This is a genomic window from Streptomyces sp. ALI-76-A (assembly GCF_030287445.1).
Taxonomy (GTDB): Bacteria; Actinomycetota; Actinomycetes; order Streptomycetales; family Streptomycetaceae; genus Streptomyces.
The window spans coordinates 1,986,044-2,002,035 of record NZ_JASVWB010000002.1 but is presented as its reverse complement, the minus strand read 5'-3'; the positions used below and the strand labels follow the sequence as shown (position 1 = coordinate 2,002,035).

The following is a 15,992-nucleotide window of genomic DNA, read 5'->3' as shown; positions in this document are numbered from 1 at the left end:
CGGGGTCCGGGGCGGAGCCCCCGGAAGGACGGGACGGGACGGGTAGGGGTGGCGACATGCCTCAGTCGAGCAGACCGTGGCGCATCGCGCTCGTCACCGCCGCCGTCCGGTCGTCCACCCCCAGCTTGCCGAAGATCCGCAGGAGATGGGTCTTCACGGTCGACTCACCGATGAACAGCCGGCGCCCGATCTCCGCGTTCGTGCACCCCTCCGCCACCAGCCGCAGCACCGCCGTCTCACGCTCCGACAGACGGGGCCGCTCCGGCCTGGTACGGAGCTGGTCGACCAGCCGGGCGGCGACCGAGGGGGCCAGCACGGTCTCACCCCGCGCGGCGGCCCGTACCGCCTCCGCCAGTTCGCCACGCGGCAGATCCTTCAGCAGATAGCCCGCCGCCCCCGCCTCCACCGCCCGCAGGATGTCCCGGTCCGTCTCGTACGTCGTCAGGACGATCACCCGGCACGGCAGCCCCGCCGCGCTCATCCGCACGATGGAGTCCACGCCCCCGCCGCCCGGCATCCGCAGGTCCATCAGCACGATGTCGGGCCGCAGCCGCTCCGCCATCGCCTCCGCCTGCGGTCCGCTGGACGCGTCCGCGACCACCTCCAGGTCCGGTTCGGCACTGAGCATCGCCCGCAGCCCCTCGCGTACGACGGGATGGTCGTCGGCCAGGATGATCCGGATCACCATGCGCTCCTCGGGGGCGGTACGGGCAGGCGGACGGTCACCGTCGTACCGTCGCCGGGGACGCTGCGCACCTGAGCCGTCCCGCCGACCTCCGTGGCCCGGGCCCGCAGCCCCGCCAGACCGTAGCCCCCGCGGACGGTCTCCGGGTCGAAGCCGCAGCCGTCGTCCCGTACGGACACGGTCAGGTGCTCGTCGGCGTACGCCAGGCAGATGCCCACCGCGGGTGAACTCCCCGCGTGCCTGCGGGCGTTGGCCAGCGCCTCCTGGCAGGTGCGCAGGGCCACCACCTCGGCGCCGGCGGGCAGCGGACGTGCGGAACCGGTCACGTCCAGCGTCGCCTCGTGCCGTGTGGCGAGTCGGCGCAGCGCGTCCGGCAGGGAGGCCCCCGCCAGGTCGGCGGGCGCGCCCCCGGCGACCAGGGCCCGTGCCTCCGCCAGGTTCTGACGGGCCGTCTCGTCCATCAGGGCGAGATGCCGGCGGGCCTGCGGCACGTCGTGGTCGAGTTCCGCCTCGACGGCCTGGATGAGCATCAGCAGGCTGGTGAAGCCCTGCGCCAGCGTGTCGTGGATCTCCCGGGCCATCCGCTCCCTCTCGGCCAGCGCGCCGCGCTCGGCCGACAGCCGGGACACCTCGTGGCGGCTCGCGTCCAGCTCCGTGATCAGCGCGGCCCGCTCCTGACTCTGCTCGATGATCCGGATGACCCAGCTGCCGACGGCCACCGAGAAGACCAGGGTCACGAGAGCGAACAGGGTGTTGAAGAAGACGTCCTGGTGGCTGGGCCACCACACCAGGGCCCAGCCGAGCACCGGCACGAGATTGATGACGGCCACCGCCGCCAGTGCCCGGTGCATCCGCAGGGTCATGAAGCACTGGGGCACCAGCGCGAAGGTCATCAGCCGCGTCTCGCCCACCAGGATCGCCGACGGCAGGAACAGCGCCATCGCCGCGACCAGGTAACCGAGGGCCTGCCGTTCCTCGGGCGGGTCGCCACGCAGAATGGGCCGTCCGATCCACACGAACAACGGGACCAGCGGGATGAGCAGCCCCGCCGCGACCACCCGGACCGGCCACGCCGGATGCGCCGTGCCGAGCACGAACACCAGGGTGGCCAGCCAGATGAGCGCGAAGTACGTGTCCCAGATCCGGAACGACCGGGCCCAGGTGTACGCGCCGACGGTGTCGTCCGGGTCGGTCACCCGTCGCGTCGGTCTTTCCACCGGAAGGTCAGCAGACACAGCAGCAATCCTCCGACGCACCACGCCCCGAGCACCAGGGCGATCCGGCCGAACTCCCAGCTCCCCGTCTGCTCCAGGATCCGCGCCGACTCGGGCAGGAACACCCCGCGCAGCCCCTGGCACATCCACTTCAGCGGGAACAGCGCGCCGATGTTCAGCATCCAGTCCGGGATGGTGTCGATCGCGATGTACACCCCGGAGATGAACTGCAACACCAGGAAGGGCAGGACGACCACGGAGCTGGCGCTCTTGCCCGACTTCGGGACCGAGCTGACCGCGATCCCGAGCAGCGCGCACGCCGTCAGCCCGAGCAGGAAGATCCAGGCGAAGTGGAACCAGCGCTCCGCGTCCGAGGGGAGCTGGATGTCGTACAGCCCGGTGCCGACGGCCAGCAGGATCACGGTCTCCAGCAGACCGGTGACCAGAACCAGCCAGATCTTGCCCAGGAAGTACGCGGCCGGCGGCATCGGCGTCCCGCGCAGCCGGCGCAGCACCTTCTCGTCCCGCTCGATCGCGATGGTGACGCCGAGGGACTGGAAACTCGTCGACATGATGCCGGCGGCCATCATCGCGGGAACGTAGAGCTGCGAGGCGGTGATGCCGGCGTCCGGCACGTCGTCGCTGAAGATCGACGCGAAGAGGAACAGGAACACGACCGGGAAGGCGAACGTGAACACCACGTGGTCGCGCTGCCGGAAGAACTGCCTGATCTCCAGCACCCCCCGCCGCAGTCCGAGTCCCCACGCGCCGGGCAGCCGCGCGGCGGACGGCGTGGTCCGGGGCCGTACGACGGTCGTGGTCATCGCGTGTCCTCCGCCGCGGTCGCTCCGGTCTGTGGGGTCGCCGCGGACTTGGCGGTCTGTGCGGTCCGTGCCGTCGACTGTCCCGTCAGCCGGAGGTAGACGTCCTCCAGCGTGGGGCGGCTCACCCGCAGCCCCGGGATCTCGCCGTCGAAGCGGCGCATCAGCTCGGCGACCGTCCGGGTGGGCGTGTCGGTGCGCTCCGCGCGCGGGGTGCCGTCCGTGTCGGTCCACTCGACGGTGGTCCCGGTGCCGTGCCGCTCCCGCAGCGCGGTCGGCTCACCCTCGGCGACCACCCGTCCCCGGGTGACGATCGCCAGCCGGTCCGCGAGCGCCTCCGCCTCCTCCAGGTAGTGCGTGGTGAGCAGGATGGTCGTGCCCTCGTCGGCCAGCTTGCGGATCAGGTCCCAGAACTGGCGCCGGGCCGCCGGGTCGAATCCGGTCGTCGGCTCGTCCAGGAGCAGCAGTTCGGGGCCGCCGATCACCCCCAGCGCCACGTCGAGACGCCGGCGCTGCCCGCCGGACAGCGCCTTGACCCGGCTGCCCGCCTTCGCCTCCAGACCGACCAGGCCGATGACCTCCTGAGGGTCCCGCGGCCTCGGGTAGTAGCGGGCGAAGTGCCGCACGCTCTCGTCGACCGTCAACTCGGCGGGCGCGGATTCGTCCTGCCAGACGATTCCCACCCGTGAGCGCCACGCGCGCGTGCCGTGCGCCGGGTCCGACCCCAGCACGGACACCTCGCCCCCGTCCCGGTCCCGGTTGCCCTGGAGGATCTCCACCGTCGTGCTCTTGCCCGCCCCGTTGGGCCCCAGCAGGCCGAACACCTCGCCCCTGCGGATGTCGAGGTCGATGCCGTCGACGGCGGTCACGCCGCCGTACCGTTTGCGCAGCCCCCGTACGTCCACCGCGAGCTCGTTCGCGTGTGTTGTCATGCGTTCGAGCCTCGGCCGGAACCGATCGCCCGGGGACGACCGGGCGTACCTTCTTATGTCCACCGAACGGTGGACAGGCGCGCGGGTGCGGCAGAATGACCCGTGCCCGAAGCAGGTCCGACTCTCAAGCAGACGGAATCCGCGTGATGAGCAAGACCACAGTCAAAAACGTCTCCACCGAGTCGGAGCCCGTGCCGGAGACCTCCTCCGCCGGGCCCCGGACGGCGGGCGGCAGCCGTGCGTTCGCCCTGCTGCTGGTGATCACCGGTGCGGCGGGTCTGCTCGCCGCGTGGGTCATCACGCTCGACAAGTTCAAGCTGCTCGAAGCCAAGGTCGAGGGCAGGACCTTCGTCCCCGGGTGCAGCCTGAACCCCGTCGTCTCCTGCGGCAGCGTCATGGAGAGCAGGCAGGCCGAGGCCTTCGGGTTCCCCAACCCGATGCTCGGCCTGGTCTGCTACGGCATGGTGATCTGCGTCGGCATGAGCCTGCTCGCCCGGGCCCGGTTCCCCCGCTGGTACTGGCTGACCTTCAACTTCGGCACGCTCTTCGGTGTCGGCTTCTGCACCTGGCTGCAGTTCCAGTCGCTGTACCGGATCGGCGCCCTGTGCCTGTGGTGCTCCCTGGCCTGGGTCGCGACGATCGTCATGTTCTGGTACGTGACGTCGTTCAACGTCCGCAACGGCTTCCTGCCCGCCCCGCACTGGCTGAAGAGCTTCTTCGGCGAGTTCACCTGGGTGCTTCCGGTGCTGCACACCGGCGTCATCGGCATCCTGATCATGACCCGCTGGTGGGACTTCTGGACCAGCTGACGGCCCCCGTCGCGGACCGCCGGGCGGCCCCGGCGGGGTTGTCAGTGGGGTGACATAGGGTTTTGGGTGTGGAGCCCGACCTGTTCACCGCCGCAGCAGAAGAACGTCAGGAGAAGGACCCGGCCGCCAGCCCGCTGGCCGTCCGGATGCGTCCGCGCACCCTCGACGAGGTCGTGGGCCAGCGGCACCTGCTGAAGCCGGGCTCGCCCCTGCGCAGACTGGTCGGCGAGAGCGCGGGTGGCCCGGCCGGTCCCTCTTCGGTGATCCTCTGGGGCCCGCCCGGCACCGGGAAGACGACGCTGGCGTACGTCGTCTCCAAGGCCACCAACAAGCGCTTCGTGGAGCTGTCGGCGATCACCGCCGGCGTCAAGGAGGTCCGCGCGGTCATCGAGGGGGCCCGCCGCGCCACCGGCGGCTTCGGCAAGGAGACCGTCCTCTTCCTCGACGAGATCCACCGCTTCAGCAAGGCCCAGCAGGACTCCCTGCTCCCGGCCGTCGAGAACCGCTGGGTGACGCTCATCGCGGCGACGACGGAGAACCCGTACTTCTCGGTGATCTCCCCGCTGCTGTCCCGCTCCCTCCTGCTCACCCTCGAACCCCTCACCGACGACGACCTGCGCGGCCTGCTGCACCGGGCCCTCACCGACGAACGCGGCCTCAAGGGCTCCGTCACCCTCCCCGGGGACACCGAGGAGCACCTGTTGCGGATCGCCGGCGGTGACGCCCGCCGCGCCCTGACCGCCCTGGAGGCGGCCGCCGGTGCCGCCCTCGACAAGGGCGAGGCGGAGGTCGCCCTACAGACGCTGGAGGAGACGGTCGACCGGGCGGCCGTGACGTACGACCGCGACGGCGACCAGCACTACGACGTGGCCAGCGCCCTGATCAAGTCCATCCGCGGCTCCGACGTCGACGCGGCCCTGCACTACCTGGCCCGCATGATCGAGGCTGGCGAGGACCCTCGCTTCATCGCCCGCCGCCTGATGATCTCCGCCAGCGAGGACATCGGCCTCGCCGACCCGAACGCCCTGCCGATCGCGGTCGCCGCCGCCCAGGCCGTCGCCATGATCGGCTTCCCGGAGGCCGCCCTCACCCTCAGCCACGCCACCATCGCCCTGGCCCTGGCCCCCAAGTCCAACGCGGCGACCACCGCGATCGGCGCCGCCATGGAGGACGTCCGCAAGGGACTGGCCGGACCCGTCCCGCCGCACCTGCGCGACGGGCACTACAAGGGCGCCGCCAAGCTCGGACACGCGCAGGGGTACGTGTACCCGCACGACGTGCCCGAGGGCATCGCCGCCCAGCAGTACGCGCCGGACGCCATCAAGGACCGCGAGTACTACACCCCCACCCGGCACGGCGCCGAGGCCCGGTACGCGGACGCCGTGGAGTGGACCCGCACCCACCTCGGTCGCAAGCGGTCCTGAGCACCCTGTAGACTCGCCCGAAGTGCTGAGTCCTGTGTCCGGACCTCCGCAAGGAGAACCGGCACCACCAGAACGGGACATCCAGCCGGAGAGCCTCCCCTCGGGGAAGGCACTCCAGGAGCGTCGCGCACCGTCGAACGGTGTCGCGGGCAGCCCACCACCACCCGGAATTCGCGGGACAGGTCGGTGGGCCACTCGCGTGCTGCACGTTGTGCCCAGACCAGGGAGCGGCTGCCCGCAGGTCCGTAGGACAGGACCCGGTGGGTTTCCCCGGCTGCGGATGCGACCTCCCCTAACCCTGGTGAAGCCGTATTCGCATCAGAGACACGAGGTGTTTGGTTCATGCCGAACCAGTCCCGCCCCAAGGTCAAGAAGTCGCGTGCCCTCGGCATCGCGCTGACCCCGAAGGCCGTCAAGTACTTCGAGGCCCGCCCCTACCCGCCGGGTGAGCACGGCCGCGGCCGCAAGCAGAACTCGGACTACAAGGTCCGTCTGCTGGAGAAGCAGCGTCTGCGCGCGCAGTACGACGTGTCCGAGCGTCAGCTCGTCCGCGCCTACGAGCGTGCCTCCAAGGTCCAGGGCAAGACCGGTGAGGCCCTGATCATCGAGCTCGAGCGCCGTCTCGACGCGCTGGTCCTGCGTTCGGGCATCGCCCGCACGATCTACCAGGCCCGCCAGATGGTCGTCCACGGCCACATCGAGGTCAACGGCCAGAAGGTCGACAAGCCGTCCTTCCGCGTCCGTCCCGACGACGTCGTGATGGTCCGTGAGCGCAGCCGCGAGAAGACCCTGTTCTCGATCGCGCGCGAGGGCGGCTTCGCCCCCGACGGCGAGACCCCGCGCTACCTCCAGGTGAACCTCCGCGCCCTGGCCTTCCGCCTGGACCGCGAGCCGAACCGCAAGGAGATCCCGGTGATCTGCGACGAGCAGCTCGTCGTCGAGTACTACGCCCGCTGATCCTCGGCGGACACCGCACCACCCCGCGCGTCAGCCCGCCGTCTCCCCGCCCTTCCGGGTGGGCGAGGCGGCGGGTTCGTGCGTGTCCGGGGACGCCGTCGCGGGCCGGACGGGGCCACACGGCCCCGGCAGCGCCGCCGGCACCCCGGGCCCGCCACGCCCCAGGGCCCGGGCCACGGCCCCCTCACGCCCGAGCGACCGCCCCTGCCGGGCGCACTCCTCGTACCGCTCGTCGCCCAGCTGGTCCCGGGCCGCCCGCTCGCACAGCTCGTGCGGGGCGTTGTAGTACGCCGAGCCGAACAGCGGCAGGCCCACCGACGGCCACATGGCCGCGGCCGCGCCCTGTAGCACCGCGGCCTCCGCCGGGTCGCCCTCCGTGGCCGCGACCAGGGCCAGCAGCTCGATGGACAGCACCGAGCCGAGCAGGTCGCCAAAGGCGTGGGCCCCGTCCAGACAGTCCGTGAGCAGCTCGCGGGCGCGGGCCGGATCGCCCCCGCTCCAGGCGGCGTAGGCCAGGACGTACAGCGCGTACCCCCGCGCCCATCGCTCGCCGTGGTCCTCGCAGACCCGGCGGACGTCCTCGCACAGCCGCACCGCGTCCGGCAGATCGCCCTGGAAGGCCCGCGTCATCGCCAGCTCCACCTGGCCCATCAGCACGTTGCTGTTCAGCTCGCCGATCTCCCGGTAGCGCTCCAGCGCCGAGCGCAGCAGCGTCTCCGCGCGCGCCATGTCGTCCGTCACCAGGGCCAGACAGCCGATGCGGTGCTCCGCGTAGGCCCGCCCCGTGGCACTCGCGACCCGCTCCGCCCCGGTGCGGCACTCCTCCAGCGCGGCCAGCGCGGGCACCGCGTCCCCCTGGAGGATCGCCACGTGGCCGAGCACCCACAGTGCCTTCAGCCGGGACCGCTCGTGCTCCGGGCCCAGCCGTACAGCCCGCTCCAGCCAGTGCCGCCCCTCCGCCAGCCGGCCGCAGCCGACCCAGCAGAACCACAGCGAGCCCGCCAGGTACTGGCCCAGCCGCACGCCCTCCGGCTCGGCCAGGCAGCACTCGAGGGCCAGCCGCAGATTCGGCAGTTCCGCCTCGATCCGCGCGGCCACCTCGTGCTGCCGCGGCGAGAACCAGTCCAGCTCGCACCAGGTCGCCAGGCCCACGTACCAGTCCCGGTGCCGCCGCCGCAGCCGGGCCGCGTCACCGGTGGCCTCCAGCCAGTCGGCGCCGTACGCCCGGACCGTGTCCAGCATGCGGTAACGCACACCGGTCACGGTCTCCTCGCGGGTGAGCAGGGACTGGGCCAGCAGCTCCGCGACGACATCGAGGACGTCGTCCGCGGGCAGCCCGTCCCCGCCGCACACGTACTCCGCGGCCTCCAGGTCGAACCACCCGGCGAACACCGACAGCCGCGACCACAGCAACCGCTCCTCGGGAGTGCACAGTTCGTGGCTCCAGCCGATCGCCGTGCGCAGCGTCCGGTGCCGGGGGAGCGCGTCACGGCTCCCGCCGGTCAGCAGCTGGAACCGGTCGTCGAGCCGCTCCAGCAACTGCGCCGGGGACAGTGCCCGCAGCCGTCCCGCGGCCAGCTCGACCGCCAGCGGGATGCCCTCCAGCCGCCGGCACAGCTCCCGTACGTCCGGATCGTCCCGCAGACCGATCCCGTGGCGGGCCGCCCGGTCCACGAACAGCTCGGCCGCCTCGTCCAGGTCCAGCGGACCCAGCGGGAACAGGTGCTCGCCGGCCACCTCCAGCGGCCTGCGTCCCACGGCGAGGACCCGCAGGCCCGGCGCCCGGCACGACAGCTCGGTCACCAGCGAGGCGCACGTGTCCACCAGATGCTCGAACCCGTCCAGGATCAGCAGGAGTTCACGCTCGGCGAGATGGGCCAGCAGGGTCTCGCGCGGCGCCCGCGTGGTGTGGTCCGTCAGTCCCAGTGCCTCCACGACCGCGTGATGGACGAGTTCGGGATCCCGCACGGGTGCCAGCTCGACCCGCCACACACCGTCACGGACCCCGGCCCGCGCCGCGGCATGCGCCGCCAGCCGTGACGTGCCGACCCCGCCGGCTCCCGTGACGGTCACCAGCCGCGAGGCGGCGAGTACCCGTGCCAGCCGGGCGAGTTCGGCCGTGCGGCCCACGAACCTGGTGAGCTCCAGGGGGAGATTGCCGGGCACCGGGGTACTCCCGCACTGATGATCGCGCATGGGACACGGAGCGTACTGAACCGTACGCGCTCCGTACAATCGCCGCCGGCGGCCCGGCCGCGCGCGGGCGGTAATCCGGTACGGAGCCCCACCCCCGGCGCGATAGGCTCGGCGTACGACTTATTCGTCACGCAGGCACGTTTCAGGGAGCGGGTGCGCACAGTGTCCGGTGGAGAGGTGGCCGGGATCCTGGTGGCCGTCTTCTGGGCGATCCTGGTGTCCTTCCTCGCCGTCGCGCTGGCGAGGCTGGCCCAGACGCTCAGGGCGACCACCAAGCTCGTGGCGGACGTGACCGATCAGGCCGTCCCGCTGCTGTCCGACGCCTCCGCGGCGGTGCGCTCCGCGCAGACCCAGATCGACCGGGTCGACGCGATCGCGTCGGACGTCCAGGAGGTCACGTCGAACGCCTCGGCGCTCTCGACGACCGTCGCCTCCACCTTCGGCGGCCCCCTGGTCAAGGTCGCCGCCTTCGGCTACGGCGTACGCCGGGCCCTCGGCGGCCAGAAGGACGACGTACCCGCCAAGGCACCCCGGCGTACCGTGATCGTGGGCCGCACGGTCTCTCGGCGGGACAAGCGAGACCTCCGCAAAAAGAAGGACTGAGAGCCAGCGATGTTCCGCCGTACCTTCTGGTTCACCTCGGGCGTCGCCGCCGGTGTGTGGGCCACCACCAAGGTCAACCGCAAGCTGAAGCAGCTGACGCCCGAGAACCTGGCCGTGAGCGCGGCGAACAAGGCGATCGACGCCGGTCACCGGCTCAAGGACCGCGCGGTGGGCTTCGCGCTCGACGTCCGGGACAACATGGCGCAGCGGGAGGAGGAACTGGGCGACGCGCTCGGGCTGAACGCCTCCGTCGACCCCGAACTCCCCGCGCCCCGGCGGTACACCGCCATCGAGAACCGCACCAACCCGAAGTCCGTCGACAACGACAGGACGACGTACTCGCACAACCGGAATGAGGACCTCTGATGGAGTCGGCTGAAATCCGCCGCCGCTGGTTGAGCTTCTTCGAGGAGCGCGGTCACACCGTCGTGCCTTCGGCGTCGCTCATCGCGGACGACCCGACTCTGCTGCTCGTCCCGGCCGGCATGGTGCCCTTCAAGCCGTACTTCCTCGGCGAGGTCAAGCCGCCCTTCGCGCGCGCCACCAGCGTGCAGAAGTGCGTGCGCACGCCCGACATCGAAGAGGTCGGCAAGACCACCCGCCACGGCACGTTCTTCCAGATGTGCGGCAACTTCTCCTTCGGCGACTACTTCAAGGAAGGCGCCATCAAGTACGCCTGGGAGCTGCTCACCACGCCCCAGGACAAGGGCGGTTACGGTCTCGAGCCCGAGCGTCTGTGGATCACCGTCTACCTGGAGGACGACGAGGCCGAGCGCATCTGGCGCGACGTCGTGGGCGTCCCCGCCGAGCGCATCCAGCGCCTCGGCAAGAAGGACAACTACTGGTCCATGGGCGTGCCCGGTCCCTGCGGCCCGTGCTCCGAGATCAACTACGACCGCGGCCCCGAGTTCGGCGCCGAGGGCGGCCCCGCCGTCAACGACGAGCGGTACGTGGAGATCTGGAACCTGGTCTTCATGCAGTACGAGCGCGGCGAGGGCACCTCGAAGGAGGACTTCGAGATCCTCGGCGACCTGCCGAGCAAGAACATCGACACGGGCCTCGGCATGGAGCGGCTCGCCATGATTCTGCAGGGCGTGCAGAACATGTACGAGATCGACACCTCCATGGCCGTCATCCGGAAGGCCACCGAGCTGACCGGCGTCGAGTACGGCGAGGCCCACGCCTCGGACGTGTCCCTGCGCGTGGTCACCGACCACATGCGCACGTCGGTGATGCTCATCGGCGACGGCGTGAGCCCCGGCAACGAGGGCCGCGGTTACGTCCTGCGCCGCATCATGCGCCGCGCCATCCGCAACATGCGCCTGCTCGGCGCCACCGGCCCGGTCGTCAAGGAACTGATCGACACCGTCATCGAGATGATGGGCCGGCAGTACCCCGAGCTGGTCACGGACCGCGAGCGGATCGAGAAGGTCGCCGTCGCCGAGGAGAACGCCTTCCTCAAGACGCTGAAGGCCGGCACCAACATCCTCGACACCGCCGTCACCGAGACCAAGCAGGCCGGCGGCGGCGTCCTGTCCGGCGAGAAGGCCTTCCTGCTCCACGACACCTGGGGCTTCCCGATCGACCTCACCCTGGAGATGGCCGCCGAACAGGGCCTGGCCGTGGACCAGGACGGCTTCCGCCGCCTGATGAAGGAGCAGCGGGAGCGCGCCAAGGCCGACGCCCGGTCCAAGAAGACCGGCCACGCCGACCTCGGCGCCTACCGCGAGATCGCCGACCGGGCCGGTGAGACCGAGTTCATCGGCTACACGGACACCGACGGCGAGTCGACGATCGTCGGCATCCTGGTCGACGGTCTGTCGTCGCCCGCCGCCACCGAGGGCGACGAGGTCGAGATCGTCCTCGACCGGACGCCGTTCTACGCCGAGGGCGGCGGCCAGATCGGTGACACCGGCCGCATCAAGGTCGACTCCGGAGCCGTCATCGAGGTCCGCGACTGCCAGAAGCCGGTGCCGGGCGTGTACGTCCACAAGGGCGTCGTCCAGGTCGGCGAGATGACCGTCGGCGCCAAGGCCGAGGCCGTCATCGACGTACGCCGCCGCACGGCCATCGCCCGCGCCCACTCGGCCACGCACCTCACCCACCAGGCCCTGCGGGACGCCCTCGGCCCGACGGCCGCCCAGGCCGGTTCCGAGAACCAGCCCGGCCGCTTCCGCTTCGACTTCGGGTCGCCGTCCGCCGTTCCGACGGCCGTGATGACCGACGTCGAGCAGAAGATCAACGAGGTGCTCGCCCGCGACCTGGACGTCCGCGCCGACGTCATGTCCATCGACGAGGCCAAGAAGCAGGGTGCCATCGCCGAGTTCGGCGAGAAGTACGGCGAGCGTGTCCGGGTGGTCACCATCGGCGACTTCTCCAAGGAGCTGTGCGGCGGCACGCACGTGCACAACACGGCCCAGCTGGGTCTGGTGAAGCTGCTCGGCGAGTCGTCCATCGGCTCCGGTGTCCGCCGGATCGAGGCCCTGGTCGGGGTCGACGCCTACAACTTCCTGGCCCGGGAGCACACGGTCGTCGCCCAGCTCCAGGAGCTGATCAAGGGCCGTCCGGAGGAGCTCCCGGAGAAGGTCTCCGCCATGCTCGGCAAGCTGAAGGACGCCGAGAAGGAGATCGAGAAGTTCCGCGCCGAGAAGGTGCTCCAGGCCGCCGCCGGACTCGCAGGGTCCGCCAAGGACGTCCGCGGGGTCGCCGTCGTCACCGGCCAGGTCCCGGACGGCACGAACGCCGACGACCTGCGCAAGCTGGTCCTGGACGTGCGCGGCCGGATTCAGGGCGGACGGGCCGCCGTGGTCGCCCTGTTCACCGTCAACAACGGCAAGCCGCTGACGGTCATCGCCACCAACGAGGCCGCCCGGGAGCGTGGTCTCAAGGCCGGCGACCTGGTCCGCGCCGCCGCCAAGACCCTCGGCGGCGGCGGTGGCGGCAAGCCGGACGTCGCCCAGGGCGGCGGCCAGAACCCGGCCGCCGTCGGCGAGGCCGTCGACGCCGTCGAGCGGCTCGTGGCGGAAACGGCCAAGTGAGCGCGGACGGACAGACCCGCGGGGACGGCCGGGCGCGTGACGACGGTCGGACGCCCGGGGACGGCCCGGTGATGCGCCGCGGCCGTCGCCTCGCGATCGACGTCGGGGACGCCCGGATCGGGGTCGCCTCGTGCGACCCCGACGGGATCCTCGCCACGCCGGTGGAGACGGTCCCCGGGCGGGACGTCCCGGCGGCTCACCGCAGGCTGAGGCAACTGGTCGAGGAGTACGAGCCGATCGAGGTCGTCGTCGGTCTGCCTCGCTCTCTCAAGGGGGGCGAGGGGCCGGCCGCGGTCAAGGTCCGCGGCTTCGCCCAGGAGCTGGCGAAGGGTATCGCCCCGGTGGGGGTGCGACTCGTCGACGAGCGGATGACGACCGTGACCGCCAGTCAGGGACTGCGCGCCTCGGGAGTGAAGTCGAAGAAGGGCAGATCGGTCATCGACCAGGCAGCGGCCGTGATCATCCTTCAGCAGGCGTTGGAATCCGAACGGGTGTCAGGTAAAGCACCCGGCGAGGGCGTCGAAGTGGTCATCTGATCGCGATACGGTAACGTTCCGCGCGATGCGGCGGCATTCGAACAGCCACCGCACAAAGAGAGGCGGGACGGGAGCCGGGCCGTGATCAGGCGCCCGCCGCCTCGCGGCTCTAGGGGATCGATGACTGAGTATGGCCGGGGCCAAGGCTCCGAACCGTGGCATCCGGAGGACCCGTTGTACGGGGACGGCGGATGGGGCGGACAGCAGGCCGAGGAGGGTCAGCAGTCCCCCTACGGCGGTCAGCCGCAGCACTATCCGGAGCAGCCGCAGCAGCCGCAGCAGCCGCAGTACGACGATGGAGGCTGGGGCGACGGCCGGCAGGCCGCGTACGGTCAGGCGCAGCAGCACGAGCAGCCCCACCAGCAGCAGCACTACGACCAGCAGCAGTACGCCCAGCACCCATACGATCAGCAGCAGTACGACCAGCAGTACGGGCAGCAGAACTACGCGGCCCAGCAGCACGAACAGCCCCAGCACCAAGAACAGCCGCAGCAGCCCCAGCAGCAGTACGACAACAACGGCTGGGCCGCGAGCCCGCCCGCGAACGCGTCGTACCCCGACCCGTCGGACCCGTACGGGCAGCAGGACCCGTCGTACGGCGGTGAACAGCCCGACTTCTACGGCACCCCGGACGCCTACCCGCCCCCGGAGCCGCCCGCCCGCCGACGCGCCGAACCCGAGCCGCGGCCCGACTGGGATCCCGGCCCCGACCAGGGCGAACACGCCTTCTTCGCGGGCGGTGACGACGACGCCGAGGCCGATGGCGACAGCGACGAGCCCGGCGGACGCGGCGACCGGCGCGGCCGGGGCGGCAAGGAGAAGAAACGCCGCAACGGGTGCGCCTGCCTGGTGGTCCTGCTGGTGTTCGGCGGCGGACTGGGCGGAGTCGGGTATTTCGGCTACCAGTTCTATCAGAACCGCTTCGGATCGGCACCGGACTACGCGGGCGAGGGTACGGGCCAGACGGTGTCCGTCGTCATCCCCAAGGGCGCCTTCGGGTCGACGATCGGCCAGAAGCTGAAGGACGCCGGGGTCGTCAAGAGCGTCGACGCCTTCGTCTCCGCGCAGCAGCAGAACCCCGACGGTGACAAGATCCAGGCCGGCGCCTACCTCCTGAAGAAGGAGATGTCCGCCAAGAGCGCCGTCGCGATGATGCTCGACCCGACGAGCCAGAACAGCGTGCTGGTCAAGCCGGGCGAACGCAACGTGAGTGTGTACTCGGCGATCGACAAGCAGCTCGACCTGTCGTCCGGCAGCACCAGGAAGGCCGCCGAGAAGAAGTTCGAGAGCCTCGGCCTGCCGGACTGGGCGAACGACAACGACGACATCAAGGATCCGCTGGAAGGATTCCTCTACCCGGGCACCTATCCCGCGGCCAAGGGCATGAAGCCCGAGACGGTCCTGAAGGAGATGGTGACCCGGGCCGTCGAGAAGTACGACGCCTATGACCTGGAGGCCAAGGCCAAGGCGCTCAAGCTGGACAACCCGTTGCAGGTCATCACGGTCGCGAGTCTCGTCCAGGCGGAGGGCAAGACCGACGACGACTACCGCAGGATGGCGGAGGTCGTCTACAACCGCCTCGATCTCGCGAACCCCGAGACCTATGGACTGTTGCAGTTCGACTCGACCTTCAACTACCTGAAGAACGAGAGCAACATCAACATCAGTGAGTCGGAGATCAACAGCAACCAGGACCCGTACAACACGTACACGCAGAAGGGTCTGCCGCCCGGCCCGATCGGGAACCCGGGCGACGGTGCGATCAAGGCGACACTGAACCCGACGGACGACGGCTGGTACTACTTCGTGGCGGTCGACGGCGTGAGCAAGACCGAGTTCGCCAAGACGCACGACGCGTTCCTCAAGCTCAAGGACCGGTTCGATGCCAGCACGGGCAACTGACGCCCGCCGGGCCGCCGTGCTCGGCAAGCCCATCGCGCACTCCCTCTCCCCGGTGCTGCACCGCGCCGCCTACGCCGAACTGGGTCTCACCGGCTGGTCGTACGACCGGATCGAGCTCGACGAGGCGGCCCTGGCCGGGTTCTTCGCCGAGCTCGGGCCCGAGTGGGCCGGGCTGTCGGTGACCATGCCGCTGAAGCGGGCCGTCATCCCGCTGCTCGACGAGATCAGCGAGACAGCCGCCTCGGTCGGCACGGTCAACACGGTCGTGTGCGCCGAGGACGGCCGCCGCGCCGGTGACAACACCGACATCCCCGGCATGGTCGCGGCCCTCAGGGAACACGGCATCGAACAGGTGGACTCGGCGGCGATCCTCGGCGCCGGCGCCACCGCCTCCTCCGCGCTCGCGGCGCTGGCCCGTATCTGCACCGGCGAGGTCGTCGCCTACGTCCGTAGCGAGGCCCGCGCCGCCGAGATGCGGCAGTGGGGGGAGCGGCTCGGCGTCGAGGTGCGAACGGCGGACTGGGCGGACGCCGCCGAAGCCCTGCGCGCCCCGCTCGTCGTCGCCACCACCCCGGCCGGCGCGACCGACGCGTTGTCCTCCGCCCTGCCGGAACGGCCGGCCACCCTCTTCGACGTGCTCTACCACCCCTGGCCGACCACGCTCGCCGCCCGCTGGTCGGCGTACGGCGGAGCGGTGGTCAGCGGGCTCGACCTGCTGGTGCACCAGGCCGTCCTCCAGGTGGAGCTGATGACCGGGCGCACGCCCGCCCCGCTGGCCGTGATGCGCAAGGCCGGCGAGCACGCGCTCGCGGCCCGCTAGCGCGACCCGGTTCCGGCCGGGAACGCGAGGGACCCGTCCGTCCTGTGGACCGGCC

Annotated in this window: 14 protein-coding genes; 9 read left to right on the top strand and 5 right to left on the bottom strand. The window is 71.0% G+C overall.

All coding sequences use genetic code 11. The annotated features are described in order from the left end of the window. Positions 1–61: 61 nt before the first annotated feature. Genes QQS16_RS09930 through QQS16_RS09915 form a run of 4 tightly spaced genes read right to left on the bottom strand, consistent with a single transcriptional unit; the run spans position 62 to position 3,652 of the window. The gene (locus QQS16_RS09930) at positions 62–685 is read right to left on the bottom strand and encodes a response regulator (RefSeq protein WP_286066275.1); all 624 of its coding nucleotides are present in this window, start codon (positions 683–685) and stop codon (positions 62–64) included. Beyond that, positions 682–1,881 (bottom strand): sensor histidine kinase, encoded by a 1,200-nt coding sequence (locus QQS16_RS09925; RefSeq protein ID WP_286061258.1) that lies wholly within the window; start codon positions 1,879–1,881, stop codon positions 682–684. Before QQS16_RS09925 ends, QQS16_RS09930 begins: the two co-directional genes overlap by 4 nt. Next, the gene (locus QQS16_RS09920) at positions 1,878–2,723 is read right to left on the bottom strand and encodes an ABC transporter permease (RefSeq protein WP_286061257.1); all 846 of its coding nucleotides are present in this window, start codon (positions 2,721–2,723) and stop codon (positions 1,878–1,880) included. The genes QQS16_RS09925 and QQS16_RS09920 overlap by 4 nt, the downstream gene beginning before the upstream one ends. Continuing rightward, complete coding sequence (locus QQS16_RS09915; protein ID WP_286061256.1) at positions 2,720–3,652, bottom strand: ABC transporter ATP-binding protein; 933 nt, start codon at positions 3,650–3,652, stop codon at positions 2,720–2,722. The genes QQS16_RS09920 and QQS16_RS09915 overlap by 4 nt, the downstream gene beginning before the upstream one ends. Positions 3,653–3,798: 146 nt before the next feature. On the opposite strand from QQS16_RS09915, the gene QQS16_RS09910 reads away from it, so the two are divergent. From QQS16_RS09910 to rpsD, 3 genes are all read left to right on the top strand, one after another. Beyond that, on the top strand, positions 3,799–4,461 hold the full coding sequence (locus QQS16_RS09910) for a vitamin K epoxide reductase family protein (protein WP_286061255.1): 663 nt from the start codon (positions 3,799–3,801) through the stop codon (positions 4,459–4,461). 68 nt (positions 4,462–4,529) lie between these two features. Next, entirely contained in the window at positions 4,530–5,885 is a 1,356-nt protein-coding gene (locus tag QQS16_RS09905; RefSeq protein WP_286061254.1) for a replication-associated recombination protein A, read from the top strand. Between the two features lie 342 nt (positions 5,886–6,227). Continuing rightward, entirely contained in the window at positions 6,228–6,842 is a 615-nt protein-coding gene (rpsD, locus tag QQS16_RS09900; RefSeq protein ID WP_286061253.1) for a 30S ribosomal protein S4, read from the top strand. Between the two features lie 30 nt (positions 6,843–6,872). On the opposite strand, the gene QQS16_RS09895 is transcribed toward rpsD, so the two are convergent. After that, positions 6,873–9,038, bottom strand: a complete 2,166-nt coding sequence (locus QQS16_RS09895) for an ATP-binding protein (protein ID WP_286061252.1) — start codon at positions 9,036–9,038, stop codon at positions 6,873–6,875. A 153-nt stretch (positions 9,039–9,191) separates the two neighbouring features. Between QQS16_RS09895 and QQS16_RS09890 the strand changes: the two genes are divergently transcribed. The 6 genes from QQS16_RS09890 to QQS16_RS09865 all read left to right on the top strand — a co-directional run bounded on the left by QQS16_RS09890 (position 9,192) and on the right by QQS16_RS09865 (position 15,937). Continuing rightward, on the top strand, positions 9,192–9,641 hold the full coding sequence (locus QQS16_RS09890) for a DUF948 domain-containing protein (RefSeq protein WP_286061251.1): 450 nt from the start codon (positions 9,192–9,194) through the stop codon (positions 9,639–9,641). Positions 9,642–9,650: 9 nt separating this feature from the next. Next, on the top strand, positions 9,651–10,007 hold the full coding sequence (locus QQS16_RS09885; protein ID WP_286061250.1) for a hypothetical protein: 357 nt from the start codon (positions 9,651–9,653) through the stop codon (positions 10,005–10,007). After that, positions 10,007–12,679, top strand: coding sequence for an alanine--tRNA ligase (gene alaS, locus QQS16_RS09880; RefSeq protein ID WP_286061249.1), 2,673 nt, complete (start codon positions 10,007–10,009; stop codon positions 12,677–12,679). Before QQS16_RS09885 ends, alaS begins: the two co-directional genes overlap by 1 nt. A gap of 71 nt (positions 12,680–12,750) precedes the next feature. Further along, the gene (ruvX, locus tag QQS16_RS09875; RefSeq protein WP_286066274.1) at positions 12,751–13,215 is read left to right on the top strand and encodes a Holliday junction resolvase RuvX; all 465 of its coding nucleotides are present in this window, start codon (positions 12,751–12,753) and stop codon (positions 13,213–13,215) included. Positions 13,216–13,335: 120 nt separating this feature from the next. Beyond that, complete coding sequence (gene mltG, locus QQS16_RS09870; RefSeq protein ID WP_286061248.1) at positions 13,336–15,117, top strand: endolytic transglycosylase MltG; 1,782 nt, start codon at positions 13,336–13,338, stop codon at positions 15,115–15,117. Then, positions 15,098–15,937, top strand: coding sequence for a shikimate dehydrogenase (locus QQS16_RS09865; protein ID WP_286061247.1), 840 nt, complete (start codon positions 15,098–15,100; stop codon positions 15,935–15,937). The genes mltG and QQS16_RS09865 overlap by 20 nt, the downstream gene beginning before the upstream one ends. Positions 15,938–15,992: the final 55 nt, after the last annotated feature.

Excerpts from the sequence above, each read along its gene's own strand:
- QQS16_RS09895 (WP_286061252.1), bottom strand. The coding sequence starts at position 9,038 with ATGCGCGATCATCAGTGCGGGAGTACCCCGGTGCCCGGCAATCTCCCC.
- QQS16_RS09865 (WP_286061247.1), top strand. The coding sequence starts at position 15,098 with ATGCCAGCACGGGCAACTGACGCCCGCCGGGCCGCCGTGCTCGGCAAG.
- QQS16_RS09915 (WP_286061256.1), bottom strand. The coding sequence starts at position 3,652 with ATGACAACACACGCGAACGAGCTCGCGGTGGACGTACGGGGGCTGCGC.
- QQS16_RS09885 (WP_286061250.1), top strand. The coding sequence starts at position 9,651 with ATGTTCCGCCGTACCTTCTGGTTCACCTCGGGCGTCGCCGCCGGTGTG.
- QQS16_RS09920 (WP_286061257.1), bottom strand. The coding sequence starts at position 2,723 with ATGACCACGACCGTCGTACGGCCCCGGACCACGCCGTCCGCCGCGCGG.
- rpsD (WP_286061253.1), top strand. The coding sequence starts at position 6,228 with ATGCCGAACCAGTCCCGCCCCAAGGTCAAGAAGTCGCGTGCCCTCGGC.
- ruvX (WP_286066274.1), top strand. The coding sequence starts at position 12,751 with ATGCGCCGCGGCCGTCGCCTCGCGATCGACGTCGGGGACGCCCGGATC.
- QQS16_RS09910 (WP_286061255.1), top strand. The coding sequence starts at position 3,799 with ATGAGCAAGACCACAGTCAAAAACGTCTCCACCGAGTCGGAGCCCGTG.
- mltG (WP_286061248.1), top strand. The coding sequence starts at position 13,336 with ATGACTGAGTATGGCCGGGGCCAAGGCTCCGAACCGTGGCATCCGGAG.
- alaS (WP_286061249.1), top strand. The coding sequence starts at position 10,007 with ATGGAGTCGGCTGAAATCCGCCGCCGCTGGTTGAGCTTCTTCGAGGAG.